The organism is Erythrobacter sp. JK5 (assembly GCF_018205975.1).
Taxonomy (GTDB): domain Bacteria; phylum Pseudomonadota; class Alphaproteobacteria; order Sphingomonadales; family Sphingomonadaceae; genus Erythrobacter.
Genome location: NZ_CP073577.1, coordinates 72444 through 91373, shown reverse-complemented (window position 1 = coordinate 91373; position 18930 = coordinate 72444). Strand labels below are relative to the sequence as shown.

Below are 18930 nucleotides of genomic sequence, written 5' to 3'. Positions count from 1 at the left end.
GTTCGATGGCCCCGCCCGTTAAAAGCGGCCCTCGCTACGACAATTTCATTCAGGTCCCCAAGGTCCGCGTCATCGACGACGAAGGCGAAAACCTTGGCGTGATGTTCACCCGCGAAGCGATGGAGCAGGCCAACGAAAAGGGCCTGAACCTCGTCGAAGTGTCCCCCAATGCGGACCCGCCGGTGTGCAAGTTCCTCGATGTCGGCAAATACCGCTACGAAGCCCAGAAAAAGGCCAATGCGGCGCGCAAGACGCAGAAGACGCAGGACATCAAGGAGGTGAAGATGCGTCCCAACATCGACACGCACGATTACGACGTGAAGATGCGGAACGTGAACAAGTTCATCGAGAACGGCGACAAGGTAAAGGTCACCCTGCGTTTTCGCGGGCGCGAAATGGCGCACCAGCATCTCGGCATGGACTTGCTCAAGCGGGTGCAGGACGACGTGCAGGAGATCGCCAAGGTCGAAGCCTTCCCGCGGCTCGAAGGCCGCCAGATGCTGATGGTGCTCGCTCCGAAATAGGAATCGCTGTGTTACGCAGCCCGTCGGGGCTGCGATGTCCTCGCTGATGCGCCCTGAAGGTGCGTCGTGGCTCATGCCGCGTAGCCAGGGCGGACGGACGTCCGCCGCCCGGCGCCTCAGGGCGTCGGCAAGAAGCAAGTGTATTCGATGAATAACACACTGCAACCGATTGGCGGCGACACGCGTATTATGTTGTGAGCTATAGACTATTCCACAGGGCGCAGGTCGGCATACCCCCGATTGCGCCGATCGCGCCCTGCACCTTTTGACCGTTCACCCGCCGCGATGGCCCCGGCAAGAAGGGCCCGCACGATCAGGAAGGCCCCCCGCGATGACGACACTTCTCCCGCGTTCGACACTCCCCAAGCTTGCCGCGATCCTCGGCGCCAGCACGCTCGCGATGGCTACGCCCGCGATCGCCGAGGCTGCGGTGGACCCGCAATTCGCAACCTTCACCCCCAGCGCCAATCCCAACAACGACACGGTCGACTACTCGATCTGGGACGAGGCGATGAAGAACCTGGTGGTATCGATGGGCCCGTCATTGCGCGAAAGTGCGGGCCGCCCCGATCCGAGCTACGGCACGCGGCGTCAGTACGGGCACGTTTCGCGCTACCGGCTCGAAGGTTCGCGGGTGATGTTCTCGTTCCTCAACCCGGAAATCCGCTCGAGTTTCACCGAGTACCGCAAGGATCTCGAATCCACCGCGAGCCAGATCGACATCCAGGCGCTGTCGCGCAATGAGCAGCTGGCCTACTGGATAAACCTGCACAATGTCGCGATGGTCGAACAGATCGCCAATGCATGGCCGGTGCGCCAGCCGCGCGAGATCATGGTCGATGGCGTGCCGCTCGATGACGCCAAGTTCATCACGGTCGAAGGGATCGCGTTGAGCCCGCGCGATATCCGCGAGAAGATCGTCTACACCCACTGGAAGAACCCCAAGGTCATCTACGGCTTCTGGCGCGGCGACATCGGCGGCCCGTCGATCCAGCGCGAAGCCTTCAACGCCGAAAACGTTGTGCGGCTGCTCGATCGCGGGGCGCGCGAGTTCGTCAACTCCCTGCGTGGAACCGAAAAGGCTGGCGACACTCTCGAGGTGTCGACCATCTACCAGGAGTCCGCACCTTTTTTCTTCCCGAATTTCGAAGCTGACGTGCGCGCGCATCTCGCCGAGTTCGCTGAAGAGGAAGTACGGGGGATTCTCGCCGCCACAACCGCGACCCGCGCTTCGATCAGCGAATACGACATCGCCGATCTGGCGGGCGGTTTGCGCGAGCCGACCTACCAGAACATCCAGTCCGCGGAAGGCGTTTCGGCCAGCTTCCGTATTCCGCAGAGCATGGCCCGGCTGCTGGCCCAGCGCGAAGAAAAGTTCAGGAAGATCATCCGCGAAGGGCGGACCGGGACTGTGACCTTCAGCAACATCAAACTGCCCGACGAAGGCGAAAATGACGGCCAGGTCGAATAGACCGGCGCCTTCGACGACTGAAACCTGGTGCGGGCTGCCGACCACGAGTCGGCGGCCCGCTTTTCATGTGGCGTTCATCTGATGTTACAACTTGCCCCGACACAATCCTTGCGCGACAAGGGCTTATCGGTCGGTGGAGATATCGAATGCACGTACAGCTGCGCGCCTGCATGGTCAGGGCTTCAGGAATTGCCGCCGCAATTGCTCTGGTGACCGGTCCGGCAGGGGCCCGTGATTCCGCAGTTCAGAGCGGGCTGCTTGCTCCGTCCACACAAGCGCCGAACTCGGAACCATCGTCGCAGGACACCCTGGCCAACAGCACCGAACCGCTCGCGATGTTCGCTCCGGGCCGCAATCCCATCGACCATACGATCGATTATTCGATCTGGAGCGAAGCGCTCAGTTATCTCGTGGTCTCGATGGGCCCATCCTTGCGCAAGAAGCCGCAGGAGTTCGACAACGCGCTTGGTACCCGGCGGCGGTTCGGGCACAATTCGCGCTATCGCCTCGAAGGGTCGCTGGTCGGTTTCACATTCATGAACGACGAGGTAAAGGCGAGTTTCACCGAGTATCGCCGCGATCTCGAAAGCGTAGCCGACACTCTCGACATCCAGTCGCTGCCACGCAACGAACAGCTCGCCTACTGGATGAACCTGCACAATGTCGCGATGGTCGAACAGATCGCGCGCGCATGGCCGATCCGCCAGCCGCGCGAAATCCTGCTCGACGGCGTACCGCTGGACGAGGCGAAATTCATCACCGTGCGCGGCATCGCGTTGAGCCCCAGGGACATTCGCACGCGGATAGTTTATCCCAACTGGCGCAATCCAAAGGTGATTTACGGCTTCTGGCGCGGCGAAATCGGCGGCCCTGCGTTGCAGCGCAAGGCGTTCCAGGCCGCTGAAATCTCGAACCTGCTCGATCGCAGCGCGCGCGAATTCGTGAATTCGCTGCGCGGCGTGCAGAAATATGGCGGGACGATGCAGGTTTCGACCGTGTTTGCCGAAGCGGCGCCGTTCTACTTCGGCGATTTCGAGCGCGACCTTCGCAGCCATATCGGCGACTACGCCAATCAGGACGTAGCCGAAATTCTCGACCGGACCGACCGGGTCGATGCGAGCGTTTACGAACATGACATCGCCGACCTGTCGGGCGGAGCGCGCGCCAATGCGTGGTTCTCCAACGGGCAGCTTGGCCGCGGGGTCTCGGCGCTGCTGGCGCAGCGGCAGCAGAAATTCGAGTATATGGAGCGCGAAGGTCTGCGCACCGGCACGGTCACGTTCAGCAATATCAATCTGCCCGGCGACTCCCGGGACAAGGGAGAGGTCGAATAGGGCTGCAAAAGTCCGGGGGTCGAATATGGCACGGCGATCGTTGGGTCGCGTGCTCGAACCCGGAGGAGCCGATCTCGCGCGCGGCGAGCGCAATCCGGGATTCGACGCTCTTTGCGTGGAATGCTCGGACCAGAACTTTGTCACGCCAGACGTCCGGAGCTGCCTTCCGCAGCGAATCCGCATCAATCCGGCGACTCAGCGCCTGATCAAGAAGTGCGCGCAGAAGATCGACCGGCAAAGCGGGCACGGCGTACGCACCTGCATGTGATCAATGGCGAGGGCGCTTACGATCGAGGCGAGACGAAGGGAGTGGAATAATCTTCCGGGGGTGGTGCCTGCCGCGCCCTTGTCGATCCGCCCGCCGGGTTGGTAACCCATACGGCATTCACGCCTAGGGGGAATCCCGTCATGACTGCCCGCCGGATCGGGCTGATCCTCGGTCCGCTTGCCTTTGCGATCACCGCGCTGACATCGCCTCCTGCCGGGATGGATGGTGAAGCATGGCTCGTCGCCGGACTGGTGGTCTGGATGGCGGCCTGGTGGATGACCGAGGCGATCCCGCTCACCGCCACCGCCCTGTTGCCGTTCCTGATCCTGCCGCTGTGCGGAGTGATGAGTGCGCGCGAGGCGGCGAGCGCCTATTACGCGCCGATCCTGTTCCTGCTGCTGGGCGGGGCGTTCATCGCGCTGGCGATCGAGCGCACCGGGCTGCACCGGCGGCTGAGCCTGGCGATCCTCAAGGCGATCGGCACCACCGGGGGACCGACGCGGCTGCTGCTCGCCTTCATGATCTCGGCGGCGCTGCTATCGAACCTGATTTCCAACACGTCGACCGCGCTCATCATGATGCCGATGGCGCTGGCTGTTTTGTCGGGTGGTGGCCTCGACGGCGACCAGCAAGACGGACTGGCAGGCGCGCTCCCCATGGGCATCGCCTTCGCCGCGACCATCGGCGGGCTCGGCACCATCGTCGGTTCGCCCACCAACGGGATCGCGGTCGCGCTGCTCGACGACATGATCGGATTGCAGATTACCTTTGCGGGCTGGATGGCGTTTGGCGCGCCCATTGTGCTGGTCGGCGTTCCGCTCGCCGCATTCATCATCGCGCGGGTCCAGCGCGTCGCGGCCCACCCGTTCGACGTGCGCGCCGCGCGTGAGGCGATCGACGATCACGCCCCGTGGTCGAGCGCCGAAAAGCGGCTGGTGCCGATCATCGCCATCACCTTTATCCTGTGGATGAGCCAGCGCTGGGTCGCGCCGCTGCTGCCCGAAGACAGCTGGACCGACGGGACCATCGCCGTGCTCGCCGCCCTGGCGCTGTTCCTGCTGCCCGACGGCACGGGCCGGCCGCTGCTGATCTGGAGAGAGGCCGACCGCGCGCCGTGGGGCGTCATCCTGATGTTCGGCGGCGGGCTCGCGCTGGCTGCCGGGATGCAGGCGAGCGGCCTCGCAGCATGGCTTGGCAATGCACTGCTTCCGCTCGAGGCGGTGCCGCTGATCCTCATGGCGCTCGCGATCGTCGCGATGGTGGTGCTGGTGACCGAATTCGCCAGCAACGTGGCAACCGCCAGCGCGATCATTCCGGTGGTCGCGAGCCTGGCCGCCGCGCTGGGCCTGGGCGAGAATGCAATCCTGATTGCGATGCCCGCCGCGCTCGCCGCGAGTTGGGGCTTCATCCTCCCAGCCGGAACCGGGCCCAATGCGATTGCGTGGTCGACCGGACGGCTCAGGATCGAGCGGCTCGTAAGCGCCGGGCTGGTGCTCGACCTGATCGGGATCGGGCTGATCGTCGGGATGGTGTGGGCAATTGCGGCATTCTGAGATTGCTCCGTGCAGATCGGCGTCCAGACAGGTTGCACCTGAAACTACCCTGCTTTATTCACGCGCCATTGCACGGGCCGGTGGGGAGAGGCGCTTCTGCGGAGGTTAGAAGCGGGCGCCCCGCCCGGACCCAAACGGCTCCTGCCTTCCTGGGAGCGCATGCATAGGAAGGTATTCGGCACATGACCGACGCTATCGACGCGACCGACACTCCCACGCCTCGCCGCAAGCCCAAGGATCCCGTCACCACAATCAACGGGCGGCCGATGAAGCCCAGCACGTTGATGATGGGCTACGGCTTCGACCCGACCCTGTCCGAAGGATCGCTCAAGGTCCCGATCTTCCTCACCTCGACCTTCGCGTTCGAGAATGCGGCGGCGGGTAAGCGGCATTTCGAAGGCATCACCGGCCAGCGGGAAGGCGGCGCGGAAGGGCTTGTCTACTCGCGCTTCAATGCGCCGAACCAAGAAATCCTCGAAGACCGGCTCGCGATATGGGACGGGGCGGAAGAGGCGCTGAGCTTTTCCAGCGGGATGACTGCGATCGCGATCCTGATGCTGGCTGCGTGCAAGGCGGGCGACGTGATCGTCCACTCCGGCCCGCTCTACGCCGCGAGCGAGGGTTTCGTCGCCAAGACGATGAGCAAATACGGCGTCACCTATGTCGATTTCCCCGCCGGCGCGACGCCGGAGCAGCTCAACGAAGTCATGGAGAAGGCCAAGGCGCAGGCCGAGGCGCAGGGCGGCGAAGTGCCGCTGATCTACCTCGAAAGCCCTGGCAACCCGACCAACGCGCTGGTCGATGTCGAGGCGGTCGCAGCGGCGCGCGACAAGCACTTCGATGCGGATCGCTGCCCGATCGCGATCGACAACACCTTCCTCGGCCCGCTGTGGCAGCGCCCGCTGGAGCACGGCGCGGACCTCGTCGTGTATTCGCTGACCAAGTATGTCGGCGGCCACTCCGACCTCGTCGCGGGAAGCGTATCGGGCAAGAAGCGGTTTATCGACGCGATCCGCGCGCTGCGCAACACGATGGGCGGGATCACCGACCCCAACACCGCCTGGATGTTGCTGCGCTCGCTCGAAACGGTCGAGTTGCGCATGCAGCGCGCGGGCGAGAACGCGGCGAAGGTCTGCGCCTTCCTGAAGCGCCACCCAAAGGTCGAAGGGCTGGGCTATCTCGGCATGATCGAGGATGCGCGCCAGCAGGACATCTATGACCGGCACTGCCTCGGCGCAGGATCGACCTTCAGCGTCTTCATCAAGGGCGGCGAGGCGGAATGCTTCCGGTTCCTCGACAACCTCAAAATCGCCAAGCTCGCGGTCAGCCTCGGCGGTACGGAGACGCTCGCGAGCCACCCGGCATCGATGACGCACCTGTCGGTTCCGCACGCGCGCAAGGCAGCGCTCGGCATTACCGACAATCTGGTGCGGATCAGCATCGGGATCGAGGACGCCGACGATCTGATCGCCGATTTCGAACTGGCATTGGAGGCGGTCTGAACCAGACCGCCTCCACCCCCCGTCAGAGACCCGCGCTATTCCTCAATCATGCGCACGTCGACGATACCGGATCTGCTGGGCTGGATAAGGTAGGCGACCTCGAAATTCTGCGCTGCGGTCGGGCCTGCCCCGACGTAGAATTCGGCGCGGACTTCGATCGACGGACAATATTCGGGTTCCTCGCCCTGGGTCCATTTGATCGATATGACCCGGTCGAAGAACCAGCTTTCGCCAAGCTCCTCGATCACCGTCCCGGTTTGCGAATCGATCAGGTAGACGGGGCCGGGTCCGGGCGAATAGAGCCCGAGCTTGATTGCGGAATATTCGCCACCGTCGAAACCGAGACCACCGACCACCACGCGTTCCGGATCGAAGACCTGAATCGGATCGGGCTCGTCCCTGCCGGCGCTCTCGATCGTGTCGCCGACCGGCATATCGGGCGATGGCGGTGCGCAGGCAGTGAATGCGATGGCAGCAACAAGCGATCCGGCGATTTTCAGGTCCTTGATGTTCATTGACAGTCCCCTCTTGCAGTTGTGTCCTGGTGGCCGAAGTTCGGGCATCAGAAGCCCTCAAAAGCGTAGTAGTGCTGGCCCTGCGCATTCGCGCGCAGCTTAACCATCCCTTCGATCTGGAAACTCCCGACGCAGCCCGGCGAATTCACCCGGATACGATCGTCGGGTGATCTCGGCCCGCTGCGATGGGCGAATTTGAGATCAGGATCGGTGCCGATGCAGTGACGATCGATATCTCTTGCACGTCCGTCGACGCCGGTGTCGTTGCGCGGCCAGGATTTCTTGATCGCTCTGCCGAGGATGCCGTCGGTCTCGCCATAGATGTGGACGGTACCGCCCAAATAGGAGCCATCGAAACCCAGCGCGCTGCGCCGCTCGCCCAGGTCGACGACCATGCAGCGATCCGGAGCGACGCTCCACAAGCCTTCCGAAAAGCCTGCGTAGTCGAACAGGTAGTAATGCAGCGCGAAATGCACGGTCTCGCTGTTCTGGTTGCAGACCTTGACCGTGTTCTCGATCGACGGAGGGGGCGGTGGGGGTGGCGAGAGCAATTGCTGGGTCGTCACCCGGTAGCTGCCCGGAACCATCGCGTAGCGCTTGCCGCGTTCGTGCGGGCCGATGACCAAGCCGTACCTGAGGTCGGCTCGCCCGCCGACAGTGGCCGGCACGAACCGGTTGCCGAAGCCGCGGATCTCGATGCGGTCGCCGATCTCGAGCCGCACCGATGCGATGTGGACCGCACTGGCCTGACCGGTTTCGCCGTGCTGGAACTGGACGGTGTAGTCGGGACCGGCGCGGCCTGTGATCTTGGCGGCGTACCACCAGTCATCGCCCTTGCGATTGACGAAGACCACGTCGCCTTCGTCCCATTCACGCGGTTCGACCTGATTGCGGTCGTCGCGGTCCATTCCGATTGCATATTGAACCAGCGCGGGTGCCGGAAGCGCGATCGCCGTGGCCATCAGGCCGGTGCAGAGCGCTGCTGCCAGCGTTGAATTGCGCATACTTCCTCCATCGTCCCCCTTGGGGATGGATAAGGATGCGACCCCTGCCTGACCCGGCGGGTGATTGATTTGCCCTATCGCCGACGACGCACACGGCTATGCCGGATCATCCGTGCCCCGACGCTGAATAGCATCGGCAGTATTTGTTCATCTTTACGTATACTTTTATGAACAACGCGGATGGCCTTCGATTTGTGATAGCACGTTCAATCGCTTATTCCCAAAAGGCCACGGTGGCGCAGCGCAATCATGCAAGGAGTTCCGGAGATGACCGATAAGCGCAAACCTGTCTTTCTCGTCATCGGTGCAGGAGCGGGGATTGGCGGCCATGCCGCCGCCCGGTTCGCGGCGGGCGGATATCACGCAGTCCTCGCAAGGCGCTCCGATGAAGACGGGTTGGCCCGGCTGGTCGGCGAGATCGACGCTGCGGGCGGGAGTGCAAGCGGCACGCTCCTCAACGCCGCGGAAGACGGCACGATCGAAGAACTGGTCGAGCGGGTCGAGCGCGACATCGGCCCGATCGAGGTCGCGCTCTACAATCTCGGCGCGCAGATCGGGAACCGCACACTGCACGACACCCCGCACCGGACGTTCGAACTGGGCTGGCGGCTCGGCTGCTACGGCGTGTTCCGTCTGGCCCATGCCGCCTTCTCGGCAATGGTGGAGCGCGGCAAGGGATCGCTGCTTGTCACTTCCGCAACGTCAGCCGTGCGCGGCAATGCCGGCCAGCACAGCCACGCCGCCGCGATGGGCGGGCGGCGGATGCTGTGCCAGACATTGAACGCCGAATTCGGTCCGCAAGGCATCCATGTCGCGCATATCGTGGTCGACGGCGCGGTCGATGCGCCCGATACGCTCGGCAAGCTGCTCGGCGATAAGTTCGAGCCGTTCAAGGCGGCGAAGGGCGAGGACGGCGTGATCGATCCCGGCGCGCTGGCCGAAACCTACTGGCACCTCGCACAGCAGCCACGCAATTGCTGGACTCACGAAGTCGACGCGCGGCCATGGACCGATGTGGCGTGGTGGAACGACAACCCGGCGCCGGAGATCAATTCGGCAGGGAAGGGATTTGCCGGGCCGGGCTCCAAATAGCAGCCTCGCGCCCTACCCCTTCCACTCACGCCGTTCCTCGGCAGCGCGGAGCACTTCGTAGGATACCTGGAGCGCCTGGAACTGCTTGGCGGCTTTCTCGTCGCCGGGCTTCACGTCGGGGTGCACTTCCTTGGCCTTGGCGCGATACGCCCGCTTGATCGTCGGGAAATCGGCGTCCGCCTCAAGCTCCAGCAGTTCGAGCGCGCGCATTTCATCCGCGCTGCGCGACCCGTCGCCCGATCCGGCCCAGCCGTAGTGCGCGCTTTCGGCATAGCCGGCATTCTCGGCCCGTTCGGCCTTGGCGCGCTCTTCCGCCTCGGCCTTTTCCAGCCCTTCGAAATAGTCCCACTTCGAATTGTATTCGGCGGCGTGCTTCTGACAGAAGTGCCAGCGCTCGGGGTTGTTGGGGGATTTGGGTGCCGGGCAATCGCCCCGTTCTTCGCAGCCGTGCCGGTCGCACAGCCGCACCGTGGTGGCTTCACGCGAGGCATCGTAGCCCCGCCAGCGCGGGAAGCCCCAGTCGTTCGAGCGTTTCACCCGGCTCACCGGAATTCGCCGTGGCGTACAGCAGGAATGACGTTGGTCGAGCGCATAGCATCGCTAATCTAGGCGACCTGGCAGCGAATGCAAAGAAATGGGAACAGGTTTCGCGTTGAAATGTTGCATTGCAACAGACTGTTCACATATTGCCGTTACCGGCGACCGCACAAAGGGAGCGACATGAGCCAGCAACTTGCCATTTCAAGCGTCTTTTCAGTGATTGCGCTGGCGGGCCTGTGCGTGTTGGTGACCGTGTCGGATGATTTCGACAGCGCCGAATCCACGCCCGTAGCCGTGGTGCAGACCGAGCTCGCGCCCGGCCTGCCCGGCTGATCTCCTCTCAACCCGTCAGTTGATCATCACACTCGCTGCGCGGCGGTTCTGCGCCCAAGCGCTTTCGTTCGATGCGAGCGCCACGGGCCGCTCCTTGCCGTAGCTGACCGTGCGAATACGGTCGGCCGACACGCCCAGACTGACAAGATAGTTCTTGGCTGCATTGGCCCGACGCTCGCCCAGCGCGAGGTTGTATTCGCGCGTCCCGCGCTCGTCGGCATGGCCTTCGACGGTGAATGTCAGCTGCGGGAAGCGCGCGAAATATTGCGCCTGTGCCTGCAGCGCGGCGGCATCCTGACTGTCGATATTGAAGCGGTCGGTATCGAAATAGATCACCGTCGCGCTGCCGACGGCGTTTTCGAAATGCGCCTGACTGCCGACGACCGGCCCCGACTGGGTCTGCGTCTGCGTCGGAGCCGGGGTCGGCATCGTATCGACCGGTGCCGGCGGGAGCTCTTCGGGGGGCTTCTTTGCGCAAGCCCCGAGCGCAAGCGCCGAGGCTGCGACCACGAAAGCGGCCTTGCGGGAAAATCGGTTGGTCATGGTGCTACTCCCTAAACGGACCGGATGTGCGAGAAGGATTTGCCGGTCCGGTTGAATGATTGAACGCTGTTCAGGGCCGGATCGGGCCCCATGCCGGATCCGACGCGTCCACCGGCGTCGGCAGTCTCCTCTCATTGCGACCGGTCAGGTCGACTTGCCACAGGGATGACCGGCCCGAATTTCGTTCGGTCCGGAAGAACTGGATGATGCGGCCGTTGGGCGCCCAAGTCGGGGCCTCATCCTGCCAGCCATTGGTGAGCACGCGCACGCCCCCGCCGCCCGGGGTCATCACCGCCACGTTGAAATCGCCGGCGATGCGGGTGAAGGCGATCTGGTCTCCGCGCGGGCTCCATTCGGGTGTCGCGCAACGCCCGCCGAAAAAGCTGATCCGGCGCTGATTGGTGCCGTTGGCATCCATGACATAGCACTGCTGCGAGCCGGAGCGGTCGCTTTCGAATACGATCTTGCTGCCGTCGGGCGAATAGGACCCGCCGATATCGATCCCCGGCGTATCGGTCAGCCGCACGCTCTGCCCGCCGGTAACCGGGACACGGTAGATGTCGGTGTTGCCCGCCACCGCCATCGAATAGAGGATGTGACGTCCATCGGGAGACCAGCGCGGTGCCAGCGTGGGGTTGCGATTCTCGGTCACCAGCGTCTGCTGCCCGCTGCCAATGTCGTAGACATAGATGCGCGGGTTGCCGTCGACATAGGAGAGGTAGAGGATTTTCGAATAGTCCGGCGAATAGCGCGGCGTCAGCGCGGTCGCGCTGCCGAGCGTCAGGAACCGGTGATTCGCGCCGTCACTGTCCATCACCGCGAGCCGCTTGACTCGCTTGTCCTTCGGACCGGTCTCCGCGATATAGGCGATACGGCTGTCGAAGAACGGGCTTTCGCCGGTCAGCCGCGCGTAGATCAGGTCGGAGCATTTGTGCGCAGCGCGGCGCCAGTCGGCCGGGCGCACGACCCAGCCTTCGCGGATCAGCTCGTTCTTGAGCGCGACGTCGTAGAGATAGCAGCCGACCACCAGGCGATCGTCGTCGCGAGAGCTGACATAGCCGTGGACCAGCATCTCGGCGCCGCGCCCGCTCCAGGTGGTCCACGAAGGCGCGGTGATCTGCGGGAAGTTGGGGCTCGGCAGACTGTCCGGGCCGGTCGGCTTGAACAGGCCGTTGTTCTGGAGGTTGGCGGTGATGACGCGCGCCACTTCGCGGCCCAATGCGCCCGTCCCTCCCGAATTCGCCGGAGTTGGGCGATCGCGATCGGTCGCAAAGGCGGGGATTGCGATGCCGATATCCGACCACGCGCTTTCGTCGGTGACGGTGAAGCTGAGCCCTTCCTCCTCACCCTGTTCGCCGGACGCCGCCGTGCCGGTCGTTTCGACCTCGCCGCCCTCGCCTACCGGGCCACCGAGATCCTGGTTCTGCGCCAGCGCCGCGCTCGAAAACGCCGTGGTTAGCAGGGTTAGGGCGATCAGACTGACTTTCATCGTGACAGGTTCCTATCGAAGCGGGCGCCGCGGATCGACTTCCACGCGTTATAATATTCGTCGGGCAGGTCAAACGGCGCGGCGAGTTGCACGGCGCGGATGGCGTTCTCGACATGTCGGCTTGCCTGGGGACGATTGGAATCGGAGACACCCGACTGTGCACGCAGTCGCGGTCGACCCTTCAGGCTGCCATCTTCGTTCAGGTCGAAATCGAGAAGTGTAACCAGCTGATCGACATCGACACCCTGCGGTGCAGACCAGTGCGGCTTCACCTGCCGGGCCAAAGCCTGCTGGATACTTGCCTTGGCGCTCGAACCGATCTGCGAGGCCGGGATACGGGTTTCGGTGGTGGTGGTCGATCCGCCCTGTCCGGGCAGGAAATCCTCGCCGATGCGGCTGCCGCCGGAATTGGCCGCGCGCTGGGTCGGCGTTGCACGTGGCGGCGTGCGGGCCGGCTGCCGCGGCGAGGTCGTCGGTTGCGTGCGCGGCGCGGTCGCGGCGGTGCGCGGGGGCAAGGGCGGTGGCGCTTCGGGGGTCGCTTCACGCAGCTCTGAAACAGGATCGGGGGCCACTTCCTCGCCCAGCGTCGGGGCAATCGCGGCGCGGCTTTCCGGCACCGGGTCGGGCGCAGTCGATTCGAGGCTGACGTCGCTGGCCAGGCTGACGGTCATGCGCTCCGGGATCAAGACGATCTCGTCACGAGCGGGCTGGAACAGCAACAGGGCCACCACTGCGACGTGCAGCACCAGCGCGACCAGCAGGCCGGCCTTGTCCTCAGGGCGAAATGTCGCGGTCTCTCCCATGCTGTGCAAGCGCTATGGCGGTGTAACTGAACCGCTGGTGACCAGTTCGATGGAGGTAAAGCCCGCCCGGTTGAGCTCCCCCATCACGGCCATCACCCGCCCGTAATCGAGCGTGCGGTCGCCGCGCAGCACGATCTTGCGCTGCTGACCGTCCGCGCCGCTGCCGATCGCCGCCAGCGCTTCGGGAAATCCGCCCACTTCGACCGGGCTGTCGTCGATATAGATCCGCCCCTCGCCATCGATCGACACGGTGACCTGCTCGGGCGTCTGTTCGACGGGATTGGCGCGGCTGTCGGGCAGATCGATCGGTACGCCGACCGCGAGCAGCGGGGCGGTGACCATGAAGATGATCAGCAGCACCAGCATCACGTCGACGAACGGCGTGACGTTGATCTCCGCCATCGGTGCGCGGCGGGAACGGCGACCGGAACCACGGCGGGAGGAGGCGAGACCCATGGCCATCAGCCAAACCCTCCGTTCGGTTCGCGCGAAGTCGAGAACCGTTGGCGCGAGCGTGTTTCGACTTCGCGCGACACGAACGGATGTGGCGACTTGCTCATCACGCTCTATCCAGATCCCGGCTCAGGCCCGCATGAACCTTGTCTGCGAAGCGCTGAAGACGGGCCTCATAACGGTTCACCCGGCCCGAGAAACGGTTGTATCCGATCACCGCCGGAATGGCCGCGAACAGACCGATCGCGGTCGCAAACAGCGCCTCGGAAATCCCCGGAGCGACCACCGCGAGCGACGAGCTTTCCTGCGATCCGATCTGGAAGAAGCTGTTCATGATGCCCCAAACCGTGCCGAACAGGCCAACGAACGGCGCGATCGAACCGGTGGTCGCGAGAAAGCCCAGCCGGTCGGCAAGCTCGTCGGCTTCCAGTGCGACCTGGCTTTCCATCGCCGCGTTGATCCGGTCGCGCGCGGCGGCACGGTCGATCGACGGCCCGGCCTTGGACCGCTTCCACTCGTCGAGACCGGCAGCGGCCACCCGTGCAGCCGGAACCTCCCGCCGCTGCTGTTTGGTCAACACCGCGTCGCGGTCGGTGGTTTCCCAGAAATCGGCTTCATAATGGCGCGAGCGCCGCTCGAGACCGCCGATCCGCAACGTGAACGCGACGATGATCGTCCACACCCAGATACTGGCGAGGATCAGCCCCGCCATCACCGCCTGCACGACGATATCGGCGTCGAGGAACAGTTCGACCGGGTCGAGCCGGGTGGGGGCTGCGGCGGCCAGGAGATCGAAAGGCATGGGTTCAGGAATTCCCGTGGTTCATGAAGTTGCGAAAGGATGAGCGCCAGTCGGCGGGTTGGCGGCGCGGCCGGCCGTCGGGCGTCAGGAACGCCGCGCGCACCTGCGCACTCGCCAGCACCTCGTCGCCCCGGCGCGAGACCTGCTCCATCCGCACGCTCGCCGCGCCCAGGTCGTGGCAGGTGGTCTCGATCACGATATCGTCGTCGAGCTTGGCCGGGACCAGATACTTGATGTGGATCTCGGTGACCGCATAGGCGCCCTCACCGGCTTCGATCGCGGCGCGCTGGTCGATATCGAGCATGCGCAGCAGGTCGGATCGGGCGCGCTCGAACCAGCGCAAGTAATTCGCGTGGTAGGTGATGCCCGACAGGTCGGTGTCTTCGTAATAGACGCGCACGGCATAGAGATGCCGCGAACCGTCGAAAACGCCACCGGGAGGGTTGGGGTTAACCATTGCGAGAGCCACCTAGCGCAGCGAGGAATCGCTGCAAAGCCGCCATTTCCATCAATATCCTGAACGGCGGCGAAACGAGCGGTTTCCGAGTCGATCTGAAGCGAAAAATCGGTCGCACAGCGACCGCAAGGGCGACCGCCCGCCCGCAGCGACGCGACCCTCAGGTCGCATGAGCGAGGATTTCGCACGCCGGATGGCGTGCGGAAAAACAAACTAAAGCCGCATGATCATCGGACCAAGGGGCTGCCCGCCGAAGATGTGGACGTGCAAATGCGGCACTTCCTGCCCGCCGTGCGCGCCGACATTGGCGAGCAGTCGGTATCCCGGCTCGACCAGGCCCTTCATCCGCGCCACTTCGCCCACCGCACGCACGAAACCGCCGATTTCCGCATCCGAAGCCTTGGTCGAGAAATCGTCCCAGCTGACATATCTGCCCTTGGGGATCACCAGCGTGTGGACTTCGGCCTGCGGGTTGATATCCTCGAACGCGAAAGCCCAGTCGTCCTCGTAGACTGTCTTAGACGGAATTTCCCCGCGCAGGATCTTGGCGAAAATATTGTCGTCGTCATAGGGAAGCGTCGGATCGATCGGCATGGTCTATTCGCTCCTGCTGGCCTTTTCCTCGATGCCCGACAGCCCTTCGCGCCGCTCGAGTTCGGCGAGGACATGATCGAGTGACACCCCCTTGGCGTCGAGCAGCACGAGCAGGTGGAACAGCAGGTCGGCGCTTTCGCCCACCAGTTCCTCGTTGCTGCCGGAGACCGCCGCGATCACCGCTTCGGTGGCTTCCTCGCCGAGCTTCTGTGCGATCTTGGGCAGGCCCTTCGCGTTGAGCCGCGCAACATAGCTTTCGTCAGGCGAGGATGCGGCCCGATGGGCTATCGTCTTTTCAAGGCGCGCTAATATTTCGGACACTTGAAGTCTCGTCATTGCGAGGAGCGAAGCGACGCGGCAATCCATCGACCGATGCGAGGTGCTTGGTGCAAACGTCAGGTGATGGATTGCTTCGCTACGCTCGCAATGACGAAGTTTCAATAATTGAAACCTTCAATCGCCGCGCGCGGGCAGGCCTGCATCGCGCAGCGCCTGGTGTGCGTCGGCGATCGAGTATTCGCCAAAATGGAAAATCGAGGCAGCCAGCACCGCGCTGGCATGGCCGTCGCGCACGCCTTCGACCAGATGATCGAGCGTGCCGACCCCGCCGCTGGCGACCACAGGGACGCCGACCGCGTCGGCAATGGTGCGGGTGAGCTCGAGATCGTAGCCGGCCTTGGTCCCGTCGCCGTCCATGCTGGTGACCAGCAATTCGCCTGCGCCGAGGTCGGCCAGCTTCACCGCATGTTCGACCGCGTCGATCCCGGTCGGTTTGCGTCCGCCATGGGTGAAGATTTCCCAAGAACCTGCATCCTGGCGCCGCGCATCGACGCTCGCCACGACGCACTGACTACCGAATTTCTTCGCGATTTCCGCGACCAGCTCGGGCCGCTTCACCGCCGCACTGTTGACCGCGACCTTGTCCGCCCCGGCGAGCAGCAGCGCGCGCGCATCTGCGACCGACGCGACCCCGCCGCCCACGGTCAGCGGCATGAAGCACACCTCTGCCGTGCGCCGGACGATATCGAGCAAGGTCCCGCGCCCCTCATGCGTGGCGGAGATGTCGAGGAAACACAGCTCGTCCGCCCCCGCCGCGTCATAGGCGCGCGCCTGCTCGACCGGATCGCCCGCATCCTTCAGATCGACGAAATTGACGCCCTTCACCACGCGCCCATCGGCGACGTCGAGACAGGGAATGACGCGGATACGGACTGTCATACCGGCATCAGTACCACAGTCACTTCTCCTTCGGGAGCGAGGCATTCATCGCCCTCGCAATCGTCGGCAAAGGCAATCATCGCATGGGGCCACAGGAAACTCGCGAAGAACGCGCCCGCCATCCCGTAGACCAGTCCGTTGGTGCCGAAGCGCGGCTCCACGAACTTCACCACCAGCAGCGCCAGCGCGAGGAACACCACGACATTGATCATCGCGTATTCGATCGTGCCGACCGTGATCCCCGCGAGGAAGGTCAGGCCGAGAAAGAGGAATCCCATCAGGCGCATGTGGCGTTCACTGCTCCGATCTCACTCATTTCGTCATTGCGAGGAGCCGCAGGCGACGCGGCAATCCATGGCCCGTTGATCTGAGTCGACGCGATTGGTCCATGGATTGCTTCGCTCCGCTCGCAATGACGAGATTTTGTAGTCACCCCCGCGCCCCCATCGCAATCGCCGCCGCGAGATCGAGCTTGCCCTCGTAAAGCGCGCGCCCGGTAATCACGCCTTCGATCCCCTCGTGCGCGTGGAGCGACAGGACGTGGATGTCGTCCAGGCCCTTCACCCCGCCGCTGGCGATCACCGGGATATCGACCTTACGCGCGAGTTCGACCGTGGCGTCGATGTTCACCCCCTTCAGCAGCCCGTCGCGGCCGATATCGGTGAACAGCAGCGCGGCGACGCCCGCATCCTCGAACCGGCGGGCAAGATCCACAACCGGCACGTCGGACACTTCGGCCCAGCCCTCGGTCGCGACCATGCCGTCCTTTGCGTCGACCGCGACGACGATCCCGCCTTCCCAGTGCTTCGCCATGTCCTTCACGAATTCGGGGTCCTTGAGCGCAGCCGAGCCCATCACCACGCGCGATACGCCAAGGTTGAACCAGCCTTCGACTGCCCTGGCGTCGCGAATACCGCCGCCGAGCTGGACGTGACCGGGAAAACGCTCGACGATCGCTTTGACCGCCTCAATATTCCGCCCCTCGCCCGCGAAGCTGCCGTCGAGATCGACGACATGCAGATGCTCCGCCCCCGCATCGGCAAACAGCATCGCCTGCGCCGCCGGATCGTCTCCATAGATCGTCGCGCGGTCCATGTCGCCTTCGGCCAGACGCACGACGTCGCCGCCCTTCAGGTCGATGGCGGGGAAGACGATCACGGCTGCCACTCCAGAAACCGTTCGAGCGTTCCCAGGCCAAAGGCCTGACTCTTTTCCGGGTGAAACTGCACGCCGAGCACATTGCCGCGCGCGACTGCGGCGACCAACCCCTCGCCGTGATCGGTCATGGCTGCGACGTCGGCAGGATTGTCCGCCGCGAAGTGATACGAATGGAGAAAATACGCTTCGCCATTCTCGAACACCGGATGACGCCGCGCATGCGGCATGATCGCGACGTCGTTCCAGCCCATATGCGGGATCTTGATCGCGGGATCGCTGGGTCGGATGCGGTGCACCTCGCCGGCAATCCAGCCAAGCCCGCTCGTTGTGCCGTGTTCGAGCCCGCGATCCGCCAGCAGTTGCATGCCCACACAGATGCCGAGAAAAGGTGCGCCGCCGATGTGCACCCGCTCGGTCATCGCCTCGATCATGTGCGGGACCGCCCTCAGACCCCTGGCGCACGCCTTGAACGAGCCGACCCCGGGCAGCACGATCCGATCCGCGGCGCGTACGATGTTGGGATCGGAAGTGACGGTGACCTCGGCCCCGACCGTTTTCAGCGCGTTGCAGACCGATTGCAGGTTACCCGCGCCGTAATCGACGAGAGCGACGACTTCAGCCACCGAGCTGCCCTTTCGTGCTCGGGATCGCGCCGCGCTTGCGCGGGTCGCGTTCGACCGCGATCCGCATCGCACGGGCGAACCCCTTGTAAAGGCTCTCGCAGATGTGGTGATTGTTGGTGCCGTAGAGCAATTCGCAATGCAGCGTCAGCCCGGCGGTCTGCGCGACCGAGTGGAACCAGTGCTCGATCAGCTCGGTGTCCCATTCGCCCAGTCTTTCCTGCGTGAAGCCCGCTTTCCACACCAGAAACGGCCGCCCGGAAATGTCGAGCGAGACGCGGCTCAACGTCTCGTCCATCGGCGAATAGGCGCTGCCGTAGCGCCCGATCCCGGCCTTGTCGCCAAGCGCCTCCGACAGCGCCTGACCCAGCGCGATCGCCGAATCCTCGGTCGTGTGGTGCTGGTCGACGTGAAGGTCTCCCTTCACGGTCATCTTTACGTCGATCAGCGAGTGTTTGGAGAACTGTTCGACCATGTGATCGAGGAAGCCGATCCCGGTCGAAACCTCATAAGCGCCGGTGCCATCCAGGTTGACCGCGATCGCGATTGCGGTCTCGGCGGTCTTGCGCTCGATCGTGCCCGTACGGGGGGCGATATCAGGGCTCGTTGACATGTCCCGCGCTATAGGCCTGTCGTGCACTGACGCAAGCCGGTGCA

24 protein-coding genes are annotated in these 18930 nt (G+C 64.1%); 8 read left to right on the top strand and 16 right to left on the bottom strand.

Annotation, left to right across the window (positions count from 1 at the left end):
• The first annotated feature begins 5 nt into the window (after positions 1 to 5).
• From infC to KDC96_RS00430, 6 genes are all read left to right on the top strand, one after another.
• Positions 6 to 524: a translation initiation factor IF-3 gene (infC, locus tag KDC96_RS00455; protein ID WP_212449764.1), complete on the top strand. Its 519-nt coding sequence runs from the start codon at positions 6 to 8 to the stop codon at positions 522 to 524.
• Positions 525 to 855: 331 nt separating this feature from the next.
• Positions 856 to 1995 carry a DUF547 domain-containing protein gene (locus tag KDC96_RS00450; RefSeq protein WP_212449762.1) on the top strand — a complete coding sequence of 380 codons (1140 nt, stop codon included), beginning with the start codon at positions 856 to 858 and terminating at the stop codon, positions 1993 to 1995.
• A gap of 146 nt (positions 1996 to 2141) precedes the next feature.
• On the top strand, positions 2142 to 3329 hold the full coding sequence (locus KDC96_RS00445) for a DUF547 domain-containing protein (RefSeq protein WP_249171850.1): 1188 nt from the start codon (positions 2142 to 2144) through the stop codon (positions 3327 to 3329).
• A gap of 40 nt (positions 3330 to 3369) precedes the next feature.
• Positions 3370 to 3597, top strand: coding sequence for a hypothetical protein (locus KDC96_RS00440; protein WP_212449760.1), 228 nt, complete (start codon positions 3370 to 3372; stop codon positions 3595 to 3597).
• 140 nt (positions 3598 to 3737) lie between these two features.
• Positions 3738 to 5150, top strand: a complete 1413-nt coding sequence (locus KDC96_RS00435) for a DASS family sodium-coupled anion symporter (RefSeq protein WP_212449758.1) — start codon at positions 3738 to 3740, stop codon at positions 5148 to 5150.
• Positions 5151 to 5332: 182 nt separating this feature from the next.
• Positions 5333 to 6652 (top strand): cystathionine gamma-synthase family protein, encoded by a 1320-nt coding sequence (locus KDC96_RS00430; RefSeq protein ID WP_212449756.1) that lies wholly within the window; start codon positions 5333 to 5335, stop codon positions 6650 to 6652.
• A 35-nt stretch (positions 6653 to 6687) separates the two neighbouring features.
• Here the strand turns inward: KDC96_RS00430 and KDC96_RS00425 are convergent, their stop codons facing one another.
• Both KDC96_RS00425 and KDC96_RS00420 read right to left on the bottom strand, forming a co-directional pair.
• A complete protein-coding gene (locus KDC96_RS00425; RefSeq protein ID WP_212449754.1) occupies positions 6688 to 7167 on the bottom strand; it encodes a hypothetical protein in 480 nt (159 codons plus the stop codon).
• 47 nt (positions 7168 to 7214) lie between these two features.
• Positions 7215 to 8171, bottom strand: coding sequence for a tudor domain-containing protein (locus tag KDC96_RS00420; RefSeq protein ID WP_212449752.1), 957 nt, complete (start codon positions 8169 to 8171; stop codon positions 7215 to 7217).
• Positions 8172 to 8438: 267 nt separating this feature from the next.
• Here KDC96_RS00420 and KDC96_RS00415 point away from each other — a divergent pair, with 267 nt between their 5' ends.
• Positions 8439 to 9263: an SDR family NAD(P)-dependent oxidoreductase gene (locus KDC96_RS00415; protein WP_212449750.1), complete on the top strand. Its 825-nt coding sequence runs from the start codon at positions 8439 to 8441 to the stop codon at positions 9261 to 9263.
• Positions 9264 to 9275: 12 nt separating this feature from the next.
• Here KDC96_RS00415 and KDC96_RS00410 read toward each other — a convergent pair whose 3' ends face one another.
• Positions 9276 to 9809, bottom strand: a complete 534-nt coding sequence (locus KDC96_RS00410; protein WP_212449748.1) for a J domain-containing protein — start codon at positions 9807 to 9809, stop codon at positions 9276 to 9278.
• 174 nt (positions 9810 to 9983) lie between these two features.
• On the opposite strand from KDC96_RS00410, the gene KDC96_RS00405 reads away from it, so the two are divergent.
• Positions 9984 to 10136, top strand: coding sequence for a hypothetical protein (locus KDC96_RS00405; RefSeq protein WP_212449747.1), 153 nt, complete (start codon positions 9984 to 9986; stop codon positions 10134 to 10136).
• 15 nt (positions 10137 to 10151) lie between these two features.
• On the opposite strand, the gene pal is transcribed toward KDC96_RS00405, so the two are convergent.
• The 13 genes from pal to hisB all read right to left on the bottom strand — a co-directional run bounded on the left by pal (position 10152) and on the right by hisB (position 18886).
• Entirely contained in the window at positions 10152 to 10679 is a 528-nt protein-coding gene (gene pal, locus KDC96_RS00400) for a peptidoglycan-associated lipoprotein Pal (RefSeq protein ID WP_212449746.1), read from the bottom strand.
• A 70-nt stretch (positions 10680 to 10749) separates the two neighbouring features.
• Entirely contained in the window at positions 10750 to 12168 is a 1419-nt protein-coding gene (tolB, locus tag KDC96_RS00395; protein ID WP_212449745.1) for a Tol-Pal system beta propeller repeat protein TolB, read from the bottom strand.
• Positions 12165 to 12971, bottom strand: a complete 807-nt coding sequence (locus KDC96_RS00390) for an energy transducer TonB (protein WP_212449744.1) — start codon at positions 12969 to 12971, stop codon at positions 12165 to 12167. Before KDC96_RS00390 ends, tolB begins: the two co-directional genes overlap by 4 nt.
• 12 nt (positions 12972 to 12983) lie before the next feature.
• The gene (locus tag KDC96_RS00385) at positions 12984 to 13433 is read right to left on the bottom strand and encodes an ExbD/TolR family protein (protein ID WP_212449743.1); all 450 of its coding nucleotides are present in this window, start codon (positions 13431 to 13433) and stop codon (positions 12984 to 12986) included.
• 97 nt (positions 13434 to 13530) lie between these two features.
• Positions 13531 to 14226, bottom strand: coding sequence for a protein TolQ (gene tolQ, locus KDC96_RS00380; protein WP_212449742.1), 696 nt, complete (start codon positions 14224 to 14226; stop codon positions 13531 to 13533).
• A 4-nt stretch (positions 14227 to 14230) separates the two neighbouring features.
• Positions 14231 to 14683 (bottom strand): YbgC/FadM family acyl-CoA thioesterase, encoded by a 453-nt coding sequence (locus KDC96_RS00375; RefSeq protein ID WP_212449741.1) that lies wholly within the window; start codon positions 14681 to 14683, stop codon positions 14231 to 14233.
• Positions 14684 to 14896: 213 nt separating this feature from the next.
• Entirely contained in the window at positions 14897 to 15277 is a 381-nt protein-coding gene (locus KDC96_RS00370) for a histidine triad nucleotide-binding protein (RefSeq protein ID WP_212449739.1), read from the bottom strand.
• 3 nt (positions 15278 to 15280) lie between these two features.
• Positions 15281 to 15613 carry a phosphoribosyl-ATP diphosphatase gene (locus KDC96_RS00365; protein ID WP_212449737.1) on the bottom strand — a complete coding sequence of 111 codons (333 nt, stop codon included), beginning with the start codon at positions 15611 to 15613 and terminating at the stop codon, positions 15281 to 15283.
• A gap of 117 nt (positions 15614 to 15730) precedes the next feature.
• Positions 15731 to 16495, bottom strand: a complete 765-nt coding sequence (hisF, locus tag KDC96_RS00360; protein ID WP_212449736.1) for an imidazole glycerol phosphate synthase subunit HisF — start codon at positions 16493 to 16495, stop codon at positions 15731 to 15733.
• A complete protein-coding gene (locus tag KDC96_RS00355) occupies positions 16492 to 16773 on the bottom strand; it encodes a hypothetical protein (protein ID WP_212449735.1) in 282 nt (93 codons plus the stop codon). The genes hisF and KDC96_RS00355 overlap by 4 nt, the downstream gene beginning before the upstream one ends.
• A 151-nt stretch (positions 16774 to 16924) precedes the next feature.
• Positions 16925 to 17653, bottom strand: coding sequence for a 1-(5-phosphoribosyl)-5-[(5-phosphoribosylamino)methylideneamino]imidazole-4-carboxamide isomerase (gene hisA / locus KDC96_RS00350; protein ID WP_212452239.1), 729 nt, complete (start codon positions 17651 to 17653; stop codon positions 16925 to 16927).
• Positions 17650 to 18276, bottom strand: coding sequence for an imidazole glycerol phosphate synthase subunit HisH (gene hisH / locus KDC96_RS00345; RefSeq protein WP_212449734.1), 627 nt, complete (start codon positions 18274 to 18276; stop codon positions 17650 to 17652). The genes hisA and hisH overlap by 4 nt, the downstream gene beginning before the upstream one ends.
• Complete coding sequence (gene hisB, locus KDC96_RS00340) at positions 18269 to 18886, bottom strand: imidazoleglycerol-phosphate dehydratase HisB (RefSeq protein WP_212449733.1); 618 nt, start codon at positions 18884 to 18886, stop codon at positions 18269 to 18271. Before hisB ends, hisH begins: the two co-directional genes overlap by 8 nt.
• Between the last annotated feature and the right edge of the window lie 44 nt (positions 18887 to 18930).

Bases quoted from the DNA above. Each gene is read 5' to 3' on its own strand.
- KDC96_RS00405 (WP_212449747.1), top strand. From the start codon at position 9,984: ATGAGCCAGCAACTTGCCATTTCAAGCGTCTTTTCAGTGATTGCGCTG.
- pal (WP_212449746.1), bottom strand. From the start codon at position 10,679: ATGACCAACCGATTTTCCCGCAAGGCCGCTTTCGTGGTCGCAGCCTCG.
- KDC96_RS00365 (WP_212449737.1), bottom strand. From the start codon at position 15,613: ATGACGAGACTTCAAGTGTCCGAAATATTAGCGCGCCTTGAAAAGACG.
- KDC96_RS00375 (WP_212449741.1), bottom strand. From the start codon at position 14,683: ATGGTTAACCCCAACCCTCCCGGTGGCGTTTTCGACGGTTCGCGGCAT.
- tolQ (WP_212449742.1), bottom strand. From the start codon at position 14,226: ATGCCTTTCGATCTCCTGGCCGCCGCAGCCCCCACCCGGCTCGACCCG.
- KDC96_RS00385 (WP_212449743.1), bottom strand. From the start codon at position 13,433: ATGGCCATGGGTCTCGCCTCCTCCCGCCGTGGTTCCGGTCGCCGTTCC.
- KDC96_RS00415 (WP_212449750.1), top strand. From the start codon at position 8,439: ATGACCGATAAGCGCAAACCTGTCTTTCTCGTCATCGGTGCAGGAGCG.
- KDC96_RS00430 (WP_212449756.1), top strand. From the start codon at position 5,333: ATGACCGACGCTATCGACGCGACCGACACTCCCACGCCTCGCCGCAAG.
- hisF (WP_212449736.1), bottom strand. From the start codon at position 16,495: ATGACAGTCCGTATCCGCGTCATTCCCTGTCTCGACGTCGCCGATGGG.
- KDC96_RS00425 (WP_212449754.1), bottom strand. From the start codon at position 7,167: ATGAACATCAAGGACCTGAAAATCGCCGGATCGCTTGTTGCTGCCATC.
- infC (WP_212449764.1), top strand. From the start codon at position 6: ATGGCCCCGCCCGTTAAAAGCGGCCCTCGCTACGACAATTTCATTCAG.
- tolB (WP_212449745.1), bottom strand. From the start codon at position 12,168: ATGAAAGTCAGTCTGATCGCCCTAACCCTGCTAACCACGGCGTTTTCG.
- KDC96_RS00450 (WP_212449762.1), top strand. From the start codon at position 856: ATGACGACACTTCTCCCGCGTTCGACACTCCCCAAGCTTGCCGCGATC.
- KDC96_RS00370 (WP_212449739.1), bottom strand. From the start codon at position 15,277: ATGCCGATCGATCCGACGCTTCCCTATGACGACGACAATATTTTCGCC.
- KDC96_RS00445 (WP_249171850.1), top strand. From the start codon at position 2,142: ATGCACGTACAGCTGCGCGCCTGCATGGTCAGGGCTTCAGGAATTGCC.
- KDC96_RS00435 (WP_212449758.1), top strand. From the start codon at position 3,738: ATGACTGCCCGCCGGATCGGGCTGATCCTCGGTCCGCTTGCCTTTGCG.
- hisB (WP_212449733.1), bottom strand. From the start codon at position 18,886: ATGTCAACGAGCCCTGATATCGCCCCCCGTACGGGCACGATCGAGCGC.
- KDC96_RS00420 (WP_212449752.1), bottom strand. From the start codon at position 8,171: ATGCGCAATTCAACGCTGGCAGCAGCGCTCTGCACCGGCCTGATGGCC.
- KDC96_RS00390 (WP_212449744.1), bottom strand. From the start codon at position 12,971: ATGGGAGAGACCGCGACATTTCGCCCTGAGGACAAGGCCGGCCTGCTG.
- KDC96_RS00355 (WP_212449735.1), bottom strand. From the start codon at position 16,773: ATGGGATTCCTCTTTCTCGGCCTGACCTTCCTCGCGGGGATCACGGTC.